Here is an 18,032-nt window from a genome sequence, read left to right on the forward strand (position 1 = left end):
CCAAGACCGGGCGAAATCGATCGCTTCGGAGCGACATCGGATTGCACCGCGCTCGGGCGCTGCTTAGGCTCCGCCCGCGCTGGGAATCGCTTGCGAGGCCGGACATGTCGCTCATCACCCGAGTCGGTCGCGTCGCCATCGGTCTGGCCGGCCTTCTGGCAGGGCACGCGAGCGCGCAAGGCCAGCAGCCCCCGAACCCGGCGCCCCGCCGCGCCGCCCTGGTGCAGCCAGCACAGAAACCAAAGAGCTTCGTGCGCCCGTCCCTCGCCAGCGAGGCGGTGCGGCTCGAGGCGCGGGTGAAGGAGGAAGGCGGCGCGGGCGGCCGATCCGCCGCGCAGTGGCGCCGCGAGGCCGAGGCCCTCAAGGCCAAGGACGAGACCGACGGGGCGCTCGCCGCCTACCGCCGCGCCGCCGCGGCCGAACCGGCCGACTGGCGCAGCTGGTACGCCCTGGCCGAGACTGCGAACGACGCCGAGAACGACGATTACGACACCAACCGGAAGCTGAAGGCGGAGGCCCGGGCCGGCGCCTACCTCGCCTACCAGCGGGCCGGCGCCCCGGCCGAGGAAGCTCGGGCGCTCGCGCTCCTCGGCGCGGTGCTCGCCAAGCAGGAGACCTGGCGCCCGGCGCTCGAGGCCTACGCGGCGAGCCTGGCGCTCGCGGGCGATCCGGACACCGCCAAGACCTACGAGGCCTTGCGCGACGCGCACGGCTTCCGGGTGCTCGACTACAAGGTCGATTCCGACGCCGCCGCCCCGCGGGCCTGCTTCACCCTGTCGGAAGCCATCGACCCGAAGGCGGACGTGGCGCCCTACGTGGCGGTCTCCGGTGCCCCCGACACCGCCGTGACCGCGCAGGGGCAGCAGGTCTGCGTCGACGGCCTGCGCCACGGCGAGCGCTACGGCGTAGTCCTGCGCCAGGGCCTGCCTTCCAGCGTGGGCGAGGCTCTGCGCAAGGCGGCCGATTACGAGATCTACGTCCGCGACCGCAGCCCGCAGGTGCGCTTCACCGGCCGCAACTACGTGCTGCCCCGCACCGGCCAGGCCGGCGTGCCGCTGGTCTCGGTCAATGCGGCCAAGGTCGATATCGAGGTGGTGCGCATCGGCGACCGCGGATTGCTGCCGGCCCTGCGCGGCGACGAGTTCCTGTCGCAGCTCTCCGGCTCCGGCCTGCGCACCATCGCCCGCGAGCGGGGCGTGCAGGTCTGGAAGGGCACGCTCGACACCGCACCCGTCGAGATCAACCGCGAAGCTGTCACCGCCTTCCCGGTGCTCCAGGCGGTCGGCAAGGGCGAGCCCGGGCTCTACGTGATGACGGCGCGGCCGAGCGGCAGCACCTCGCTCGCCGACGAGGAGGGCGGCTACGAGAGCGAGGCGACGCAATGGTTCGTCGTCTCGGATCTCGGGCTCACCGCCTTCAAGGGCCGGGACGGGATCCAGGTTCTCGCCCGCTCCCTCGCCTCGGCCGGCGTCGTGAAGGGGGCGGAGATCCGTCTCGTCGCCCGCAACAACGAGGTGCTGGCGACCCGCAACACCGACGGCCAGGGCCTCGCCGCCTTCGATCCGGGGCTCGCCCGCGGCGAGGGCGGGGCGGCACCGAGTCTCGTCGTGGCGCGGCTCGGCGACGATTACGGCTTCCTCGACCTGAATCTGAGCGCCTTCGACCTCGCCGACCGCGGCGTGAAGGGCCGGCCGGCGCCCGGCGCGGCGGAGGCCTACCTGTTTCCCGAGCGCGGGGTCTACCGCTCGGGCGAGACGGTGCAGCTGACCGCGCTCCTGCGCGATGCCAAGGGTGCGGCGATCCCGACCCTGCCGCTCACCCTGGTGGCGAAGCGCCCGGACGGGGTCGAGTATCGCCGGGCGCAGGTGGCGGATGCGGGCCTCGGCGGGCGCGCCTTCTCGCTGCCCCTGCTGCCGGGCGCGCAGGCCGGCACCTGGCGGGTCGCCGCCTATACCGACCCGAAGGCGCCGCCGGTCGGCGAGGCGACGTTCCTCGTCGAGGATTACGTGCCCGAGCGCCTCGACGTGACCCTGACGCCGCCTGAAGCCGCCCTCAAGCCGGGCGAGCCCGCGACGGTCGCGGTCGCGGCACGCTACCTCTACGGCGCGCCGGGCGCGGGCTTGAGCGTCGGCGGCGCGGTGGCGGTGCAGCCGGCCGCCCGCAGCGGCATCAAGGGCTTCGAGGAGTTCTCCACCGGCCTCGACGACGAGCGCGTCGAGCCGGTGACGGCGGAGCTGGAGGCCCCCGTCACCACCGACGCGCAGGGGCGCGCCACAGTCCGGGCGCCGGTACCGGCGTCGAGCGGGCCGCGGCCCTTCGAGGCCAAGGTCTCGCTCCAGGTCGGCGAGCCCGGCGGCCGGGCGGTGCAGCGCAGCCTGACCCTACCGATCCTGCCCGCCGGCCCGGTGATCGGCATCAAAAAGACCTTCGGCGAGCTGCGCGAGGGCGCGACCGCGACGTTCGAGGTGGCGGCCGCGCGGCCCGACGGCACGCGGCTCTCGGCCGAGGCGACCTGGACCCTGCTGCGGGTCGACCGGCGCTACCAATGGTACCGCGCCGACGGGCGCTGGTCCTACGAGCCGGTCAAGACCACCGCCAAGGTCGCCAACGGCCGCGTCGCCCTGGCGGCCGAGGCGCCGGCGAAGCTGGCGATGCCGGCCGGGCTCGGCCAGTACCGCCTGGAGGTGCGCGGCCCCGGCCTCGAGGCGGCGAGCCTGTCGTTCAGCGTCGGCTGGAGCGGGTCCGAGACGGCGGATGCGCCCGACCTCCTCGACCTGACCCTCGACCGCGACGCCTACGCCTCGGGCGAGACGCTGAAGGCGAATGTGCGTCCGCGCTTCGCCGGCACCGCCACCGTCGCGGTGGTGAGCGACAAGGTCCACGAGATCCGCACCCTCGACCTGCCGGCGGGCGGCGCCACCGTCGAGATCCCGGTGAAGCCGGATTGGGGTGCGGGCGCCTACCTCGTCGCCACCGCCTACCGGCCCCTCGACCAGGCGGCCAAGCGCCTGCCCGGCCGGGCGATGGGGCTGGCCTGGTTCGGGATCGACCGCGATGCCCGCAGCCTCGGCGTCACGGTGGAGGCTCCGGCCAAGGTCCGGCCGCGGGGCGAGTTGCGCCTGCCGATCCGCCTCGCGGGGCTGAAACCCGGCGAGGAGGCGCGGGTGACCGTGGCGGCGGTCGATGTCGGCATCCTCAACCTCACCCGCTACGCCAACCCGGATCCGTTCGGGTTCTTCTTCGGCCAGAAGGCGCTCTCGGCCGAGATCCGCGACCTCTACGGCTACCTGATCGACGGCATGCAGGGCACGCTCGGCGCCATCCGCTCCGGCGGCGACGCCGGCGGCGCGGAGCTGGAGGGCGCGCCCCCGGCGCAAGCGCCGCTCGCGCGGTACTCGGGCGTCGTCACGGTCGGGCCGGACGGCCGGGCCGAGGTAAGTTTTTCCCTGCCCGCCTTCAACGGCACCGCCCGGGTGATGGTGACGGCCTGGAGCGCGGCGCGGGTCGGGGCGGCCTCGGCCGACGTGGTGATCCGCGATCCGGTCGTGGCGAGCGGCACCCTGCCGCGCTTCCTCGATGTCGGCGACCGCTCGCGCCTGCACGTCGCCCTCGACAACGTCGAGGGGCAGGCCGGCGACTACGCGGTCGATGTCGACCTCGCCGGGCCGGTGGTGGTCCCGGCGGGCTCCCTCAGCCGCTCGCTCCGCCTGGAGCCGGGCGGGCGCGGCTCGGTCGAGATCCCGCTCACCGCGGCGGGCCCGGGCCTCGCCCGGATCGACCTGCGGCTGATCGGCCCGGGGCTGCCCGAGCCCGCCGGCCAGAGCTTTTCCCTCGGCATCCAGCCCGGCACTGGGGCGCTGCTGCGCCGCGAGGTCCGCACCCTCGCGCCCGGCGCGAGCCTGACCGTGTCGGGCGATCTCCTCGCCGAGGTGATCCCGGGCACCGGTTCCGTCACGCTCGCGGCCTCGCCCTTCGGCGGGATCGACGTGCCGGCCCTGCTCCAGGCCCTCGACCGTTATCCCTACGGCTGCACCGAGCAGGTGGTGAGCCGGGCCCTGCCGCTCCTCTCGGTCAACCGGCTGGCGGCGCTCGCCCAGCTCGGCCTCGACGGCAGCGCCGACGAGCGGGTGCGGGGGGCCATCGACCGGGTGCTGTCGCGCCAGGATGCGAGCGGCGCCTTCGGGCTGTGGTCGGCGGGCCAGGCCGAGGATCTGTGGCTCACCGCCTACGCCACCGACTTCCTGACCCGGGCGAAGGAGCGCGGCTTCGCCGTGCCGCCGACCGCGCTCACCCTCGCCCTCGACCGGCTGCGCAACAGCGTGGCGAATGCCAACGAGGTGACGGAGGGCGGCCTCGACCTCGCCTACGCGGCCTACGTGCTCGCCCGCAACGGCCGGCCGGTGATGGGCGACCTGCGCTACCTCGCCGACACCAAGCTCGCCTCCTTCGCGACACCCCTCGCCCGCGGCCAGATCGCGGCGGCGCTCGCTCTGCTCGGCGACCGGGCGCGGGCCCGCACCGCCTTCGAGGCCGCCGTGGCGGCGCTCCGGGCCGAGCGCGACGGCGGCGCCTACCGGGCCGATTACGGCTCGCGCCTGCGCGACGGCGCCGGGCTGATCGCGCTCGCCGCCGAGACCGGCGTGGGGCGGGACGCGCTCGGTCCGCTCGGCACCGTGGTGGGCGAGGAGCGCGACTCCGGCCGCCCGACCAGCACCCAGGAACAGGCCTGGATGGTGCTGGCGGCGGCCGAGCTCGCCAAAGATTCGGCAAAGGATGCGGGGAAGGACGGGCCCTCCCTCGCCCTCGACGGCAATCCGATCTCGGGCGCGCTCTACCGCACGTTCCCCGGCGCCGCCCTGGAGGCGAAGCCGGTGACGGTGACCAATCGCGGCACCGCCCCGGTGCAGCTCGCCCTCGGCGTCTCGGGCAACCCGGCGGTGCCGGAGCCGGCGGAGGCGAAGGGCTACACGATCGAGCGCAGCTACCACCGCCTCGACGGCAGCCCGGCCGACCTCGCGGCGTTGCGCCAGAACGACCGCCTGGTGGTGGTGCTGAAGGTGACCGAGGCCAAGGCTAGCGCCGGCCGCCTGCTCCTCGTCGACCGCCTGCCGGCGGGCCTCGAGATCGACAACCCGAAGCTCCTCGACGCGGACGCGACCGCCGGCCTCGCCTGGGCGAAGTCCGACGTGAAGCCCACCCACACCGAGTTCCGCGACGACCGCTTCGTGGCGGCCTACGACCGCGACCCGAGCCAGTCCGCCTTCTTCAGCGTCGCCTACACTTTGCGGGCGGTGACGCCCGGCCGCTACGTCCACCCGGCGGCGACGATCGAGGACATGTACCGGCCCGAGCGCTACGGGCGCACGGCGTTCGGGACGCTGGAGGTGGGGGCGACGCGGTAGGCATTCGAGACAGCGGTGCCGCTGTTCGTCCCCTCTCCCCTTCCCCAAGGGCTGTCCGGGGAGAAGAGGTGGCGCGTCTCCCCTCTCCCGAGTGGGCTAGCGTATTCACACAACGCGGTTTGAGCGGCGTTTCCTCTCGAAGAAAGCGCGCCTCTCCTCCCCGGGCGATCTCGGGCTTGCCCGAGATCGCTCAAGCTTGTGGGGAGGAGTTGGAGGTGGGGGTGGTGCCGGATGAGGCTCGGTGCTCTACGCGGCACCACCCCCACCCCTAACCCCTCCCCACAAGGGGGAGGGGAAGCGCCTGTCCTCACAATGGGTTAGCTCTCAAAGGGAGAAGTGTGAATCCGCTAGCCCGAGTGGGAGAGGGGATCCCGTGCCTGATTCTAAAAGGGGTTTCCCGCGGACAACCCTACCCTTTCCGGGCCCGGTACGGGCCTGCACGACTGGAACAAAGTGGAAGGAGATCCGGGATCCAGGAGAGAAGTGCCGCGAAGTGGCTCCGAGTGCTGCAACGTTGCAGACAAGCAGACCCTTCGCGATTTTTCGTGCTGGATCCCGGATCTCCTTTCGCTGACGCTCCAGTCGTCCGGGAAAGGGGCGGAGGGAAACGTGTGCAACGGCTCGTCTCGACTCCGCCGGATCGGCAGCCCGCGCCATCCATCGGGACCCACCACAGCCATCCCAGCGGCCCGCGCCGGCCCCGTCAGCCGTTCGCCGCCAGCCGGCCCGCCGCCTCGGCGAAAACCCCCTCCCCGGCCATCACCGTCGCGAGCTGCGCGACGGGCTGCGGCTTGCCGAACAGGTAACCCTGCATCTCGGTGCAGCCCTCGCCGAGCAGGACGCGCATCTGCGCCTCGGTCTCGACGCCCTCGGCCACCACCCGGATGCCGAGGCTGGCGCCTAAGCCGAGCACGGCGCGCACGATCACGGCCGCGGCCGGGCGCCGCTCGAGCTGGCTGACGAAGGAGCGGTCGATCTTGATCGTGTCGAACGGGAAGGCCTGCAGCGTCGCCAGCGACGAGTAGCCGGTGCCGAAATCGTCCATCGCGATCCGGACCCCGAGCGACTTCAGCCGGCGCAGGACCGACAGGGCGCGGGGCATGTCGTTGATGATGACCGTCTCGGTGACCTCGATCTCGAGCCGCTCCGGCGGCAGGCCGGTCTCGGTCAGGATCGCCAGGACGCGCTCGGGCAGGTCGACCTGCTGGAACTGGCGCGGCGACAGGTTGACCGCGACCTTGAGCGGGCGGGCCCAGCCCGCCGCCTCGCGGCACGCCGCGCGCAGGACCCACTCGCCGAGGGGGACGACGAGGCCGGTCTCTTCGGCGAGGGGGATGAAGGCGCCCGGCGGCACCAGGCCGCGCGACGGGTGCTGCCAGCGCACGAGCGCCTCGAAGCCGACGAGCTGCCCCCCGAAGGCCGGACCGGGGGAGCGCCGGCCCTGGCCGGGCCGCACCTGCGGCTGGTAGTGCAGCACCAGCTCGTCCCGTGCGATCGCCCGGCGCAGGTCGGTCTCCCGCTGCCGCCGCTCGGCGAGCGCCAGATCCATCGCCGGGTCGAAGGCGCGGGCCGCGTTCCGCCCCTCCGCCTTTGCCTTGTAGAGGGCGAGGTCGGCGCGCCGCATGAGGGTCTCCTCGTCGGTCCCGTCCGCCGGCGAGGCGGCGATGCCGATGCTGGCGCCGATCTCGACCGACTGGTCGCCGAGCCGGACCGGCCGGCCGATCGCCCGCACGAGGGCTTGCGCCCGAGCCATCGCGTCGCCCGGGCCGTCGATGGCGGCGAGCAGCACCGCGAACTCGTCGCCGCCGAGCCGCGCCGCGATGTCCTGGCCCGAGAGGCCTGCCCGCAGGCGGTGCGCGACCTCGCGCAAGAGCGCGTCGCCGGCGAGGTGGCCGAGGGCGTCGTTGACCTCCTTGAACCGGTCGAGATCGACGCACAGGACCGCGCAGGCACCCTCGCCGCGCCCGGTCTCCGAGAGCCGCCGCCGCAGCCGCTCGCGGAACAGGGTGCGGTTGGGCAGGTCGGTGAGGGCGTCGTGGGCCGCCATGTGGGCGATCCGGCTCTCCGCCTCCTTGCGCACGCCGATATCGACGTGGGTGCCCACGACCCGGCCCGCCCGCCCGTCGGCCCCGCGCGCGACGACCTTCGAGCGCGTGAGGAACCAGCCCCAGGTGCCGTCCTTGCGCCGCAGCCGGTGCTCGCACTCGAAGACCGGCGTCGCCCCCGCGAGATGCGCCGCGAGCCTGGCGAGGGCCTCGGCCCGGTCGTCGGGGTGGAGGAGCGCGCGCCAGGTGCTGCTGTGGGACGCCAGCTCGCCCGGGGCGTAGCCGAGCATGTGCCACCAGCGGTCCGAGGTCCAGGCCGCGCCGGTGGCGAGGTCGCAATCCCACAGGCCGTCGCTGCTCGCGTCGAGCGCCAGCGCCAGGCGCTCCTCGCTCGCCTGCAGCGCCTCGCGGGCCCGGACCATGTCGTCGATGTCGAGCGCCGTGCCGATCCACTCGACGACGCCCCCCTGCTGCAGGGCCGGGGCGATGACGACCTTGTGCCAGCGATACGCGCCCGAGGGATCGCGCCAGCGCAGCTCCGTCGCGAAGGCCCGCCGCTCCGCCCGCGCCCGCAGCCACGTGGCCGCGGCCTCGTCGCGGTCGTCGGGGTGCTGGAGCTCGATGCGCAGCGCGTAGGCCGCGGCACGCGCGCCGAAGAACGCCCGGAACGGCCGGTTGGAGTAGAGGGTCGTGCCGTCGTCCCTGATGACCCAGACCATCTGCGGAAGCGCGTCGGTGAGCGCCCGCATGCGCTCCTCGCTGGCGAGCAGGGCCGCCTTCTGCCCGCTCAGCACGCCGTTCATCCGCCGCAGGCGGTCGGCGACCAGCGCCAGGGCCGAGCAGGCGAGTACCGCGAGGGTGACCGCGGCGATGCCGGCGGCGAGCACGGCCCGCGGCAGGCTGTCGGCCCCGTCTCCGGCCCGGGGATCGGGCACGACCTCCGCCGCCGCCATGGCGAGGAGGTGCAGCAGCACGATCCCGCCGGCCAGCAGGGTCGCCGCGGGGATCAGGCTGCGGCGCTCGCCCCGGCGCCGGAACATCAGGAACGCGGCGCAGGACAGGGCGGCCCCCACGACGAGGGCCGCGACGGCCAGGCCCGGATGCCAGACGAAGGTGCCCGGCACGTGCACGCCCTGCATGCCGGTGGCGTGCATGGCGGCGACGCCGAGGCTCAGGAGGAGGCCGGCGGCGAGGCGGCCGGGCGTGCCGCGGGCCCGGCGCAACAGGCCCAGGGCCGCGAGCGCGCCGGCCACGCCGACGAGGAGCGAGGCGAGGGTCGCCGCCGGATCGTAGCCGACGCCCACCCCCGGATCGTAGCCCAGCATGGCGATGAAGTGGGTGCTCCAGGTTCCGGCCCCGGCCGAGAAGGCTGCCCCGAGGAGCCAGCCGACGGAGCGCCCGCCGCGCGCGGCGCGCGCCTGCCCGAAGAGCTGCAGGGCTGTATGGCAGGAGAACCACGCGACCAAGGCCGCCAGCGGAAGGGCCCAGACCGTATGCTCGGCAGTCAGGCAGACGAACGCACGATACATGGCATCCCGTGACGGCTGCGGCGCGGATTTACAGTGTGCGGCAGAGAGATTGAACAATCATTACAGAATCCGCGACACGGCGATGCAGATCCTCAGCTCGAACACACGAAGAACTATATCTTTTAAGATGAAATCGAGATATTCAGTAAATTTGTAAGATCCTGATCAACTCGCCCCGGCGATTCCGGCGCCCCGGCAGCCTTGTTCCGGGCCGCGCGACGGCTCACCCGTGGAGCGCCGCGCCCGCGCCGCGTAGAACGGATCCGTGCCAGCCGCCGGGTCCGCGATGCTCCCCCTCCTCCGCCGCACCCCGCCCGAGCCCCCGGCCCCGCCCGCCGCGCCGGAGGCGCGCCTCGCCGCCCTCGACCGGCTGCGGGGCGCCCTCGTCGGGCTCGTCGTCCTGCACCACGCCGTCCTCGCCTACTGCACCTTCGGGCATGTCGACCGCGCCCACTACGCCCTGTCGACGGCACCGATCGTCGATCCGGAGCGCTGGCGCGGCTTCGACAGCCTCGTGCTGCTCGACGACGCCTTCTTCATGCCGCTGCTGTTCGGGCTGTCGGGCCTGTTCGTCCGGGATGGGCTCGCGCGGAAGGGGGCCGACGCCTACCTGCGCGGCCGGGCGCGGCGCCTCGGCCTGCCCTTCGCCGTCGCCGTGACGACCCTGATGCCGCTCGCCTACTACCCCTCGTACCTGCAGGCCGAGGGCCGGGCCGGCTTCGCGGCGTTCTGGGTCCGGACGGTGACGACCGGGCCCTGGCCAAGCGGACCGCCCTGGTTCATCGGCGTCCTCCTGGCGTTCGACGCGGCCGCCGCCCTGCTGTTCGTCCGGAAGGCCTGCGACCGGCCGGGGCGGGCCTTCGCACCGGGCCGGGGCTTCCTGCTGCTCGCCGGTCTCTCCGGCCTTGCCTACCTGCCCCTCCTCCTCGCCGTCGGCCCGGCGCGCTGGGTCGGGATCGGGCCGCTGGCGATCCAGGCCAGCCGCGTCGGGCTCTACGCGGCCTATTTCGCCGCCGGCGTCACGCTCGGACGGGGCGGGAGGCCGGCGCTCCTGGAATTCGGCCGGGCGCTCGCCCCGCGCTGGCGGCCGTGGGGCCTGTTGGCCCTCGCCGCGGGCGCCGCCCTCGTCACCGCGGCGGCGATCGGGGGCCGGCTGCCGGCGCGGGAGGCGCTCGCCCTGGAGGGCGCGGCGCGGACCCTGTTCTGCGCCGCCGCCGCCCTCGCGCTCCCGGCCCTCTTCCTCCGCTTCGGCGGAGGCCGCTCCGACGCCTGGGACAGCCTGTCGGCGAACGCCTTCGCCATCTACCTGCTGCACTACCCGGCCGTGACCTGGACCCAGGCCGCGCTCCTGGGCCTGCCGCTCGGTGCTCCGCTCAAGGGCGCAATCGTGTTCGCCGTCGCGTTGGCGGCGAGCTGGGCCGGCGCCTGGGCGCTGCGCCGTCTTCCTCTCGTCCGAAAGATGCTCTGAGCAACGACGCTCGCGCGGCCCGGGCCCGCCTGCCGGCGCGCTACCCGGCCGCGCTCTCGATGCCCGCCATCCCGCCCGGGGCGTAGCGCGCGCCGGCCGCCGCGCCCGGGGCGAACAGCGCGTCGAGGGCGGCGATGTCCGAGGCCGAGAGGGCGAGGTCGGCGGCGGCCGCGTTCTCGGCCAGACGCTCGGGCCGGCGGGTGCCGGGGATCGGGATCACGTCGGGGCTGCGGGCCATCAGCCAGGCCAGGGCTACCTGGCCGGGGGTGGCGCCGCGCTCGCGGGCGAAGGCGCCCAGGGCCTCCGTGAGCCGGCGGTTCTGCGCCAGCGCCTCGCCCTGGAAGCGCGGGTTGCCGCGGCGAAAGTCGTCCGGGGCGAGGGTATCGACATCGAGGGCCCCGGTGAGGAAGCCGCGGCCGAGGGGCGAATAGGCGACGAGGGCGACACCGAGCTCGCGGCAAGCCGCCAGAAGGCCCTGCTCCGGCTCCCGGCTCCACAGGGAATACTCGGTCTGCACCGCGGCGATTGGGTGGATTGCGTGGGCGGCCCGCAGGGTCTCGGGCGAGACCTCCGACAGGCCGAGCGCCCGCACCTTGCCGGCCTCGACGAGGCGCGCCATGGCGCCGACCATGTCGGGGATCGGTACCGACGGGTCGCGGCGGTGGCAGTAGTAGAGATCGATGGTCTCGACGCCGAGGCGGCGCAGGGAAGCCTCGCAGGCGGCGGCGAGATAGGCCGGGCTGTTGTCGATCCGCCGCTCGCTCGACCCCTCCCGGCGCACGATGCCGAACTTCGTCGCCAGCACGACCTGGTCGCGCCGGCCCTTCAGCACGCGGCCGAGCAATTCCTCGTTGCGGCCGTGGCCGTACTGGTCGGCGGTGTCGAGGAAGTCGTAGCCCAGCGCCAGGGCGGCCTCGAGGGCGGCGGGTGCCGCCGCCGCGTCGGTCGGGCCGTAGAATTCCGAGAACCCCATGCAGCCGAGGCCGGGGGCGGAGACGGTGAGGCCGGAGCGGCCGAGGGAACGTCGCTGCATCGAAGCACTCCTTGTTCGCGGACGGTCCGGATCTGGCGTTCCGGCCCTCGCCGGATAAGCTGCGCCGCTCCGCATGAACCGATGAACCAGGCTCACCAATGGTCCGCGACGACCTTCCCGACCTCGCGGCCTTCGCGGCGGTGGCCCACCACCGCAGCTTCCGGCGCGCCGCGGCCGCGCTCGGCCTGTCGCCCTCGGCGCTCAGCCACGCCCTGCGCGGGCTGGAGGAGCGCATGGGCGTGCGGCTCCTCAACCGCACCACCCGCAGCGTCGCCCCGACCGAGGCCGGCGCCGCCCTGCTGGCGCGGCTCGCCCCCGCCCTCGACGACATCGCCGGCGCGATGGCGGCGGCCTCCGCCACGGCCGCGCGGCCCGCCGGCACCCTGCGGCTCAACGCGCCGCGCAGCGCCTGCCGGCTGGTGCTGATGCCGCTCATCGCCCGCTTCCTCACCCTCCATCCGGACGTGCGGATCGAGGTGGCGAGCGACGACGCGCTCACCGACATCGTCGGCGAGGGCTACGACGCCGGGGTGCGCTTCGGCGAGCGCCTCGCCCTCGACATGGTGGCCTTGCCCTTGAGCGGGCCGCAGCGCTTCGCCGTCGTCGCGGCGCCCGCCTACCTGGCGCGACGGGGCGCACCGGACGAGCCGGGCGACCTCGCCGGCCACGCCTGCCTGCGCCAGCGCTTTCCCGGCGGGAGCCTGTTTCACTGGGAGCTGGAGCGCGACGGGATCCCGGCGCCGGTCGCGGTCGATGGCCCGCTGATCCTCGGCGACCAGGACCTGATCCGGCTCGCCGCCCTCGACGGGCTCGGGATCGCCCTTCTCTTCGAGGGCTACGTCGCCGGCGACCTCGCCGACGGCCGGCTGGTGCGGCTGCTCGCGCCGTGGTGCCCGGCCTTCCCGGGCTTCCACCTCTACTATCCGGGCCGCCGGCAGGTGCCGGCGCCGCTCCGGGCCTTCCTCGACGTGGTGCGGGAGGCGGGACGGCGCGCGCCGCCCGCATGTCCGTGATCGACCCGGCCCGTCGGGATCACCCCTTCACGAAGGCGAGGAGGTCGGCGTTGAGCGTCTCGGCATCGGTCGTCAGCATGCCGTGCGGCAGGCCCGGATAGGTCTTGAGCGTGCCGTTGCGCAGGAGCGTCACCGACTTGCGGCCGGCCGCGTCGATCGGGACGATCTGGTCGTCCTCGCCGTGGAGCACCAGGGTCGGAACCGAGATCGCCCGGAGGTCCCCGGTCTGGTCGGTCTCGGAGAAGGCCTTGATGCCGTGGTAATGCGCGAGGGCCGAGCCCATCATGCCCTGGCGCCACCAGTTGCGGATCGTGCCCTCGGACACGGGGGCGCCCGGCCGGTTGAAGCCGTAGAACGGCCCGCTCGGCACGTCGAGGAAGAACTGCGCCCGGTTGGCGGCGAGGGCGGCGCGGAACCCGTCGAAGACCGCGATCGGCAGGCCGCCGGGATTGGCCTCGGTCTGGAGCATCAGGGGCGGCACCGCGCTGACGAGGACCGCCTTGGCGACCCGCCCCTGCGGTTCGCCGTGGCGCGCGACGTAGCGGGCGACCTCGCCACCGCCGGTCGAATGCCCGACATGGATCACGTTCATGAGGCCGAGCTGGTGCACGACCGCCGCCGCATCCGCGGCGTAATGGTCCATGTCGTGCCCGTCCGGAACCTGCGACGAGCGGCCGTGGCCGCGCCGGTCATGCGCCACGACCCGGTAGCCCCGGGCCGCGAAGAACAGCATCTGCGCGTCCCAGTCGTCCGCGGAGAGCGGCCAGCCGTGATGGAACATGATGGCCTGGGCCTGCCGCGGGCCCCAATCCTTGTAGAAGATCTGAACGCCGTCGCCGGTGGTCACGAAGCTCATCGGAACGTCTCCTGCCGCGGGGCCGGCGCGCGTCGGGCCGGCCGGCAGGACCTAACATACGGGAGCTTCGGTGCGACGCGGAAGCGGGCCGGCGCGTTCAGTCCGTCTCCGTCTCCTCGCCCGGGGTCTCCTCGGAAGGGGTCTCCTCGGCCGGGCCGTCATCCGGCGACGGCGCGGGCTGCGTGTAGGCGGGCTTTGCGGGCTTGTTCTTCCGGGCCGTCGCGGGGGAGGCCGTGTGGGTCGGCATCTCCGCCAGCCGCGCGACGCGCGCCTTGAACTCCTCGTTCGACGGGCTGCGGGCCGAGCCGGTGATGAACATCTTGGCCATGGCCGATCCTCTCGTGCGGGATGGCGGACCCGCCGGAGGCGCATCTGCCCGCGATCGGTGCCGCTGGACAGATTTCGCGATCACATCGGACGGACGCGCCGGAGCCGGAGCGATTGCGCTCCGAGATCCGGGACGGCCGTCAATGATCGACCGTTCGACGATGAACGGTTTCGTCGTCGCCTACAAGGCGAATTCTCTCGCGCGACCGGTCGTCGTCGCGGCACCGGCCGGCCGAAGGGCGGGTCGTCGCCCTCCGCCGGGCCGGATGCCGGCAACGCAAATCCGGCGAGCCCGGTCAGCGCCGACGCGGATCGGCCGGGCGGAAGGCGCGCTCCACGGCGGCGGTGGCGCTGGCATAGGCCCGCTCCTCGCTGTCGTGCGGCCGGTCCGACCGCTCGAGCAGCTTGCCGTGCTTGCGGATCGCCCAGCCGAATTTTCCTTTCGGGCTGCTCAGCGGGGCTACCTCGATGGTGAAGGGGTAGAATTCGTTCTCGCTCATCCGCGGAACTATGGCACGGAACCCCCGCGGAGGACAAACATCCCGCCGCCCCGATCCCCGGTCCGATCCCACATCGATGTCGACCTCGATGCCGGCCTCGACGCGCCGCCCCCGCGCGTGCGATAGCCGGCACCATTCCGGCCTCCCGTCGGCGCGCCGTCGCGGCCGCGGGCCGGCCTCCGGCGGCTTGCGTCGCGTAAAGCCGCCCCGCCCGCGTTGCGTCCCGATCATCCTGCCCGATCCCGCGGCCGCTCCGCCGGCACGGCTTTAAGTCCGATGGAGTGCAATTCTTGATTCCCTGGGTTCACCTCGACACCAGCGCCATCCCCGGCGAGACCGCGTCCCTGCGCCTGATGCGCCGGGGCGACGAGTTCGCGATCGTGGTCGACTCGATCGAGCTGATGAACAGCCGCCGCAGCGGCTCGGAACGGGCGCTCGCCAGCCTCGCCTGCGCGCGCCTGAGCCGGCTCCCGGCGCCGCGGGTGCTGATCGGCGGGCTCGGCATGGGCTTCACCCTGCGGGCGGCCCTGAGCGAGCTCGGGCCGCGCGCCGAGGTCGTGGTCGCCGAGCTGATCCCCGCGGTCGCCGCCTGGGCGCGTGGACCGCTCGCCCACATCTTCGCCGGCAGCCTCGACGATCCCCGGGTGAGCCTGCACGAGACCGACGTCCACCACCTCGTTGCGGACAGCCCCGGCGGCTACGACGCCATCCTGCTCGACGTCGACAACGGGCCGGAGGGCTTGGTCCAGCGCAGCAACGACCGGCTCTACGACGTCGCGGGCCTCGGCCGCGCCCGGCGGGCGCTGCGGCCGGGCGGCGTCCTCGGCGTGTGGTCGGAGAGCCCCGACCGCAAGTTCAAGTCGCGCCTGCAGCGCGGCGGCTTCGCGGTCGAGGAGCACAAGGTCCGCTCGGCCGGGAGCGGCGGGCGGCACGTGGTGTGGATCGGCGAGCGGGTGGACGGAGCGGGCCCGCGCTAGAGCATTTTCCGACCAAGTGGACACCGGTTCGTCGAAGACAATGCGGCACAATCATAGACCTGGAGAGCTTCGCGATGGCAACGCGATCGTGAAGCGCTCTAGCGGCCATCCGCACCGGATTGCGGCGGAACGCGCGATGACTCGCGACAAATCGATTTGCACAACCGTGACCGTCATGCGACTCTGATGCAACCTGGGGCGGCGCGCCGCACTCGCTTCGATCCCGATGTGATCCCCTGACATGACCCTTCGCGGCCCCAACCTCCGTCTGGAAGGAACGACCTTCGGGCCGCGGACGATTCCGGCCTGGCGCGAGGCCGTGGCGCCGTTCTGGGACGTCGAGATCCGCAAGGAGGACACCCCGGATTTCCGCGGCCGGTCGGAGGTCTACCACCTCGGCAACGCGATCATCGGCCTGACCGCGGCCTCCGGCCTGCGCAACGAGCGCTCGCGCGGCCTCGTCGCCCGCATGGGTGTCGACCACGTGGCGGCGCAGCTGCGGATGGAGGGGCGGGCGACGATCCGGGCCGCCGGGGAGGAGGCACCGATCGGTCCCGGCGACGTCGCCCTGCTCGACCTCGCGCAGGCCCTCTCCCTGGATTCGACCGATTACCGCGCCATCACCGTCATCATCCCGCGCGGCCTGTTCCCGGAGGGCGGGGCCGGGCTCGGCGAGGCGCACGGGACGGTCCTGCGCGCCAGCGACCCGTTCGGGGCGCTGGTCGGCGACCACCTGCGCTCGCTCGGCCGGAACGTGCCGCACTTCACCCCCGCGGAGGCGCGCGTCGCCGCCCAGGCCACGGCGTGCCTGCTGTCCGCCGCGGCGGGCAAGGCCACCGAGGCCGGCACGACCGGACGCGTCTTCGAGCGCGCGCCGGTCCTCCTCGCCATCCGCGGCCACATCGACGCCGAGATCGGCTCCGCCGAGCTGAGCGTGGAGCAGATTTGCCGCCGCTTCGGCGTCTCGCGCAGCGCGCTCTACCGCCTGTTCGCGCCCTTGGGCGGCGTGGTCGAGTATATCCGCCGCCGCCGGCTCGCCCGCGCCTACCGCGACCTCGCCGACGGGAGCGGTCAGGCGGCGCGGGTCTCCGAGATCGCCTATCGCTACGGCTACGGCAGCCCGGCGAGCTTCACCGCCGCCTTCCGCGCCGAGTTCGACGTGAGCCCCGCCGACGTGAGGGCCGCGGCGCGGGGCGCGTCGCCGGAGCGGCGCAGCCCCCCGGACGGGACGGAAGAGGGCTGGGACGGCTTCTACGACTGGGTCATGACGCTCGACGCCTGAACTGGCCGATTGAGACGCCGGATGAAGGAATTGGGACGAATCGCGGTCGTCCCGGCGCCGTCCGCGCCCGACATGCTGCCCCATCTTCGGAGGGTGGGAGGCGGCAGGTGCGACGAGGGAACGGGCGACGACGGAAACCCGTCGGCCTACCGCACGACGGCGAGCCTCTGGTGCGGCGCTGGATCGGCGCCGGGCGTCGCCGCGCGGCCCGGAAGAACCGGGCCGCCGCCGGCGCGGGCGCCGAGATCATCACGCTGACCTGGGCCCAGACCTTCGGCCGCGGCGCGGCGGACCCGAGACTCGACGGGGCGAGGGATCGGGACGCCGGCGGACCGGGCGGGATCGTCGAACTCGGCGAGGGGCGGCCGGGCTCCTGAGCCGCCCCCGCGATCCGGCGTCAGCCCTTCCAATTCTTCAGCGCCGCGAACGGGCTGTCGGCGGCGGCGCCCTTTTGCGGGCTCAGCACCGGCTCGACCTGCGCCACGGCGTCGGCGAGCGAGAAGGCGGTGCCGCTCGGGAGCTTGCCGCCGGCGGCGTCCTGGTGGCCGCCGCCGCGGAACAGGCGGGCGCCGTCGAGGGCGGTGCCGTCGATCGAGCGGAACGACAGGGTGCCGGCGCGCTGCACGTTGACGAGGCGCTTGGCGCGCCCGCTCGCCATCACCAGGTCCGAGACCCGCTGGAAGGTGCCGGCATCGAGGGCGAAGGAGAGCAGCGTGCCGTCCGGGAGCGCGTGGAACAGCGCGTCGGAGCGGGCGAGCGCCCGGGCCATCCGCTGGCGGGTGGTGAGGCTCGCATCGTCGTCGGGCGCCTCGCGCATCAGGTCGTCGACGATCGCCCCGCGGATCTCCGGCACGGCGCGCTCCAGCTCGGCCGGGGTGGCGCCGGCACGCAGGCGCGCGGTCGCCTCCAGCAGCAGGCGGGCCACGAAGGGATCGTGCGCCGGATGCCCGACCGGCACCAGGGTGCCGACATTGTCCCAAAAAATCTCGTCGAGGGCGAAGCCGCCGGGGAAGCGGGGATCGTCCTTGCGCCAGAGGTCGAGGGCGTCGACCGAGGCGACCAAGAGCGCTAGGTCCTCGGCGCGGGCGGGGTCGGCGTCCCGCGTGGCGAACAGGGCGCGGTGGGTCGCGACCATCTTGGTCGCGCTCGAGCCCTCGTCGACCAGCACGGTGACCGACGGATCGCCGAGATCGAACCGCGACAGGCGCGGATTCTCGGAATCGGCCTTCGGCTCCAGCCCCTGGCGGCGCATCTGGTCGATCGAGGAGGTGTGGTGGTCGAGCACCACCAGCTGGTGCGGCGCCTCCGGATCGCGCTTGCGGTTCATGGCGGCGAAGCGGCGCAGGAAGGCGATCGTCGGCTCCTCGATGCCGAGATCGGTGATCAGCACCATCTCCGCCGCCTTGGTTTTCCCCAAGCGCTTCAATTCGTCGTCGACGACCGGGCCGACATCGCCGTAGCGCGGCACGTGCACGATCCGGGCCGGCTCGGCATAGGCCGCGACGAGGGTCGCGGCGCCGTAGCCGTCGAGGTCGTGGTGGGTGATCTGGGTCAGGCGCACGGGAAAAGGTCCAGGGTCGATGCGGGTGGGGTTGGAATC

12 protein-coding genes are annotated in these 18,032 nt (G+C 73.7%); 6 read left to right on the forward strand and 6 right to left on the reverse strand.

Annotation, left to right across the window (positions count from 1 at the left end):
• Positions 1-104: 104 nt before the first annotated feature.
• On the forward strand, positions 105-5,402 hold the full coding sequence (locus ABZT49_RS01750) for an alpha-2-macroglobulin (protein WP_355282199.1): 5,298 nt from the start codon (positions 105-107) through the stop codon (positions 5,400-5,402).
• A gap of 703 nt (positions 5,403-6,105) precedes the next feature.
• On the opposite strand, the gene ABZT49_RS01755 is transcribed toward ABZT49_RS01750, so the two are convergent.
• Positions 6,106-8,976 carry an EAL domain-containing protein gene (locus ABZT49_RS01755; RefSeq protein WP_355282201.1) on the reverse strand — a complete coding sequence of 957 codons (2,871 nt, stop codon included), beginning with the start codon at positions 8,974-8,976 and terminating at the stop codon, positions 6,106-6,108.
• 286 nt (positions 8,977-9,262) lie between these two features.
• Here ABZT49_RS01755 and ABZT49_RS01760 point away from each other — a divergent pair, with 286 nt between their 5' ends.
• Positions 9,263-10,444 (forward strand): acyltransferase family protein, encoded by a 1,182-nt coding sequence (locus ABZT49_RS01760; RefSeq protein WP_355282204.1) that lies wholly within the window; start codon positions 9,263-9,265, stop codon positions 10,442-10,444.
• A 40-nt stretch (positions 10,445-10,484) separates the two neighbouring features.
• On the opposite strand, the gene ABZT49_RS01765 is transcribed toward ABZT49_RS01760, so the two are convergent.
• Positions 10,485-11,477 carry an aldo/keto reductase gene (locus ABZT49_RS01765; RefSeq protein ID WP_355282207.1) on the reverse strand — a complete coding sequence of 331 codons (993 nt, stop codon included), beginning with the start codon at positions 11,475-11,477 and terminating at the stop codon, positions 10,485-10,487.
• 98 nt (positions 11,478-11,575) lie between these two features.
• Here ABZT49_RS01765 and ABZT49_RS01770 point away from each other — a divergent pair, with 98 nt between their 5' ends.
• A complete protein-coding gene (locus ABZT49_RS01770) occupies positions 11,576-12,490 on the forward strand; it encodes a LysR family transcriptional regulator (RefSeq protein ID WP_355282210.1) in 915 nt (304 codons plus the stop codon).
• Positions 12,491-12,509: 19 nt separating this feature from the next.
• Here ABZT49_RS01770 and ABZT49_RS01775 read toward each other — a convergent pair whose 3' ends face one another.
• The 3 genes from ABZT49_RS01775 to ABZT49_RS01785 all read right to left on the reverse strand — a co-directional run bounded on the left by ABZT49_RS01775 (position 12,510) and on the right by ABZT49_RS01785 (position 14,173).
• Positions 12,510-13,346: an alpha/beta hydrolase gene (locus ABZT49_RS01775; RefSeq protein ID WP_355282212.1), complete on the reverse strand. Its 837-nt coding sequence runs from the start codon at positions 13,344-13,346 to the stop codon at positions 12,510-12,512.
• Positions 13,347-13,443: 97 nt separating this feature from the next.
• Positions 13,444-13,674 carry a hypothetical protein gene (locus ABZT49_RS01780; RefSeq protein WP_355282214.1) on the reverse strand — a complete coding sequence of 77 codons (231 nt, stop codon included), beginning with the start codon at positions 13,672-13,674 and terminating at the stop codon, positions 13,444-13,446.
• 295 nt (positions 13,675-13,969) lie between these two features.
• The gene (locus ABZT49_RS01785) at positions 13,970-14,173 is read right to left on the reverse strand and encodes a hypothetical protein (protein ID WP_093567762.1); all 204 of its coding nucleotides are present in this window, start codon (positions 14,171-14,173) and stop codon (positions 13,970-13,972) included.
• Between the two features lie 290 nt (positions 14,174-14,463).
• On the opposite strand from ABZT49_RS01785, the gene ABZT49_RS01790 reads away from it, so the two are divergent.
• The 3 genes from ABZT49_RS01790 (at position 14,464) to ABZT49_RS01800 (ending at position 16,809) form a co-directional block, all read left to right on the forward strand.
• Positions 14,464-15,150 (forward strand): hypothetical protein, encoded by a 687-nt coding sequence (locus ABZT49_RS01790; RefSeq protein ID WP_355282217.1) that lies wholly within the window; start codon positions 14,464-14,466, stop codon positions 15,148-15,150.
• Between the two features lie 241 nt (positions 15,151-15,391).
• Entirely contained in the window at positions 15,392-16,432 is a 1,041-nt protein-coding gene (locus ABZT49_RS01795) for a helix-turn-helix domain-containing protein (protein ID WP_355282220.1), read from the forward strand.
• 170 nt (positions 16,433-16,602) lie between these two features.
• Positions 16,603-16,809, forward strand: coding sequence for a hypothetical protein (locus ABZT49_RS01800; protein WP_355282223.1), 207 nt, complete (start codon positions 16,603-16,605; stop codon positions 16,807-16,809).
• A 20-nt stretch (positions 16,810-16,829) separates the two neighbouring features.
• On the opposite strand, the gene ABZT49_RS01805 is transcribed toward ABZT49_RS01800, so the two are convergent.
• Positions 16,830-17,993 (reverse strand): dimethylmenaquinone methyltransferase, encoded by a 1,164-nt coding sequence (locus ABZT49_RS01805; protein ID WP_355282225.1) that lies wholly within the window; start codon positions 17,991-17,993, stop codon positions 16,830-16,832.
• Positions 17,994-18,032: the final 39 nt, after the last annotated feature.

Source organism: Methylobacterium sp. EM32, assembly GCF_040593685.1.
In the GTDB taxonomy this organism is placed as follows: Bacteria; Pseudomonadota; Alphaproteobacteria; order Rhizobiales; family Beijerinckiaceae; genus Methylobacterium.

Bases quoted from the DNA above. Each gene is read 5' to 3' on its own strand.
- ABZT49_RS01765 (WP_355282207.1), bottom strand. From the start codon at position 11,477: ATGCAGCGACGTTCCCTCGGCCGCTCCGGCCTCACCGTCTCCGCCCCC.
- ABZT49_RS01775 (WP_355282212.1), bottom strand. From the start codon at position 13,346: ATGAGCTTCGTGACCACCGGCGACGGCGTTCAGATCTTCTACAAGGAT.
- ABZT49_RS01760 (WP_355282204.1), top strand. From the start codon at position 9,263: ATGCTCCCCCTCCTCCGCCGCACCCCGCCCGAGCCCCCGGCCCCGCCC.
- ABZT49_RS01785 (WP_093567762.1), bottom strand. From the start codon at position 14,173: ATGAGCGAGAACGAATTCTACCCCTTCACCATCGAGGTAGCCCCGCTG.
- ABZT49_RS01770 (WP_355282210.1), top strand. From the start codon at position 11,576: ATGGTCCGCGACGACCTTCCCGACCTCGCGGCCTTCGCGGCGGTGGCC.
- ABZT49_RS01780 (WP_355282214.1), bottom strand. From the start codon at position 13,674: ATGGCCAAGATGTTCATCACCGGCTCGGCCCGCAGCCCGTCGAACGAG.
- ABZT49_RS01795 (WP_355282220.1), top strand. From the start codon at position 15,392: ATGACCCTTCGCGGCCCCAACCTCCGTCTGGAAGGAACGACCTTCGGG.
- ABZT49_RS01755 (WP_355282201.1), bottom strand. From the start codon at position 8,976: ATGTATCGTGCGTTCGTCTGCCTGACTGCCGAGCATACGGTCTGGGCC.
- ABZT49_RS01750 (WP_355282199.1), top strand. From the start codon at position 105: ATGTCGCTCATCACCCGAGTCGGTCGCGTCGCCATCGGTCTGGCCGGC.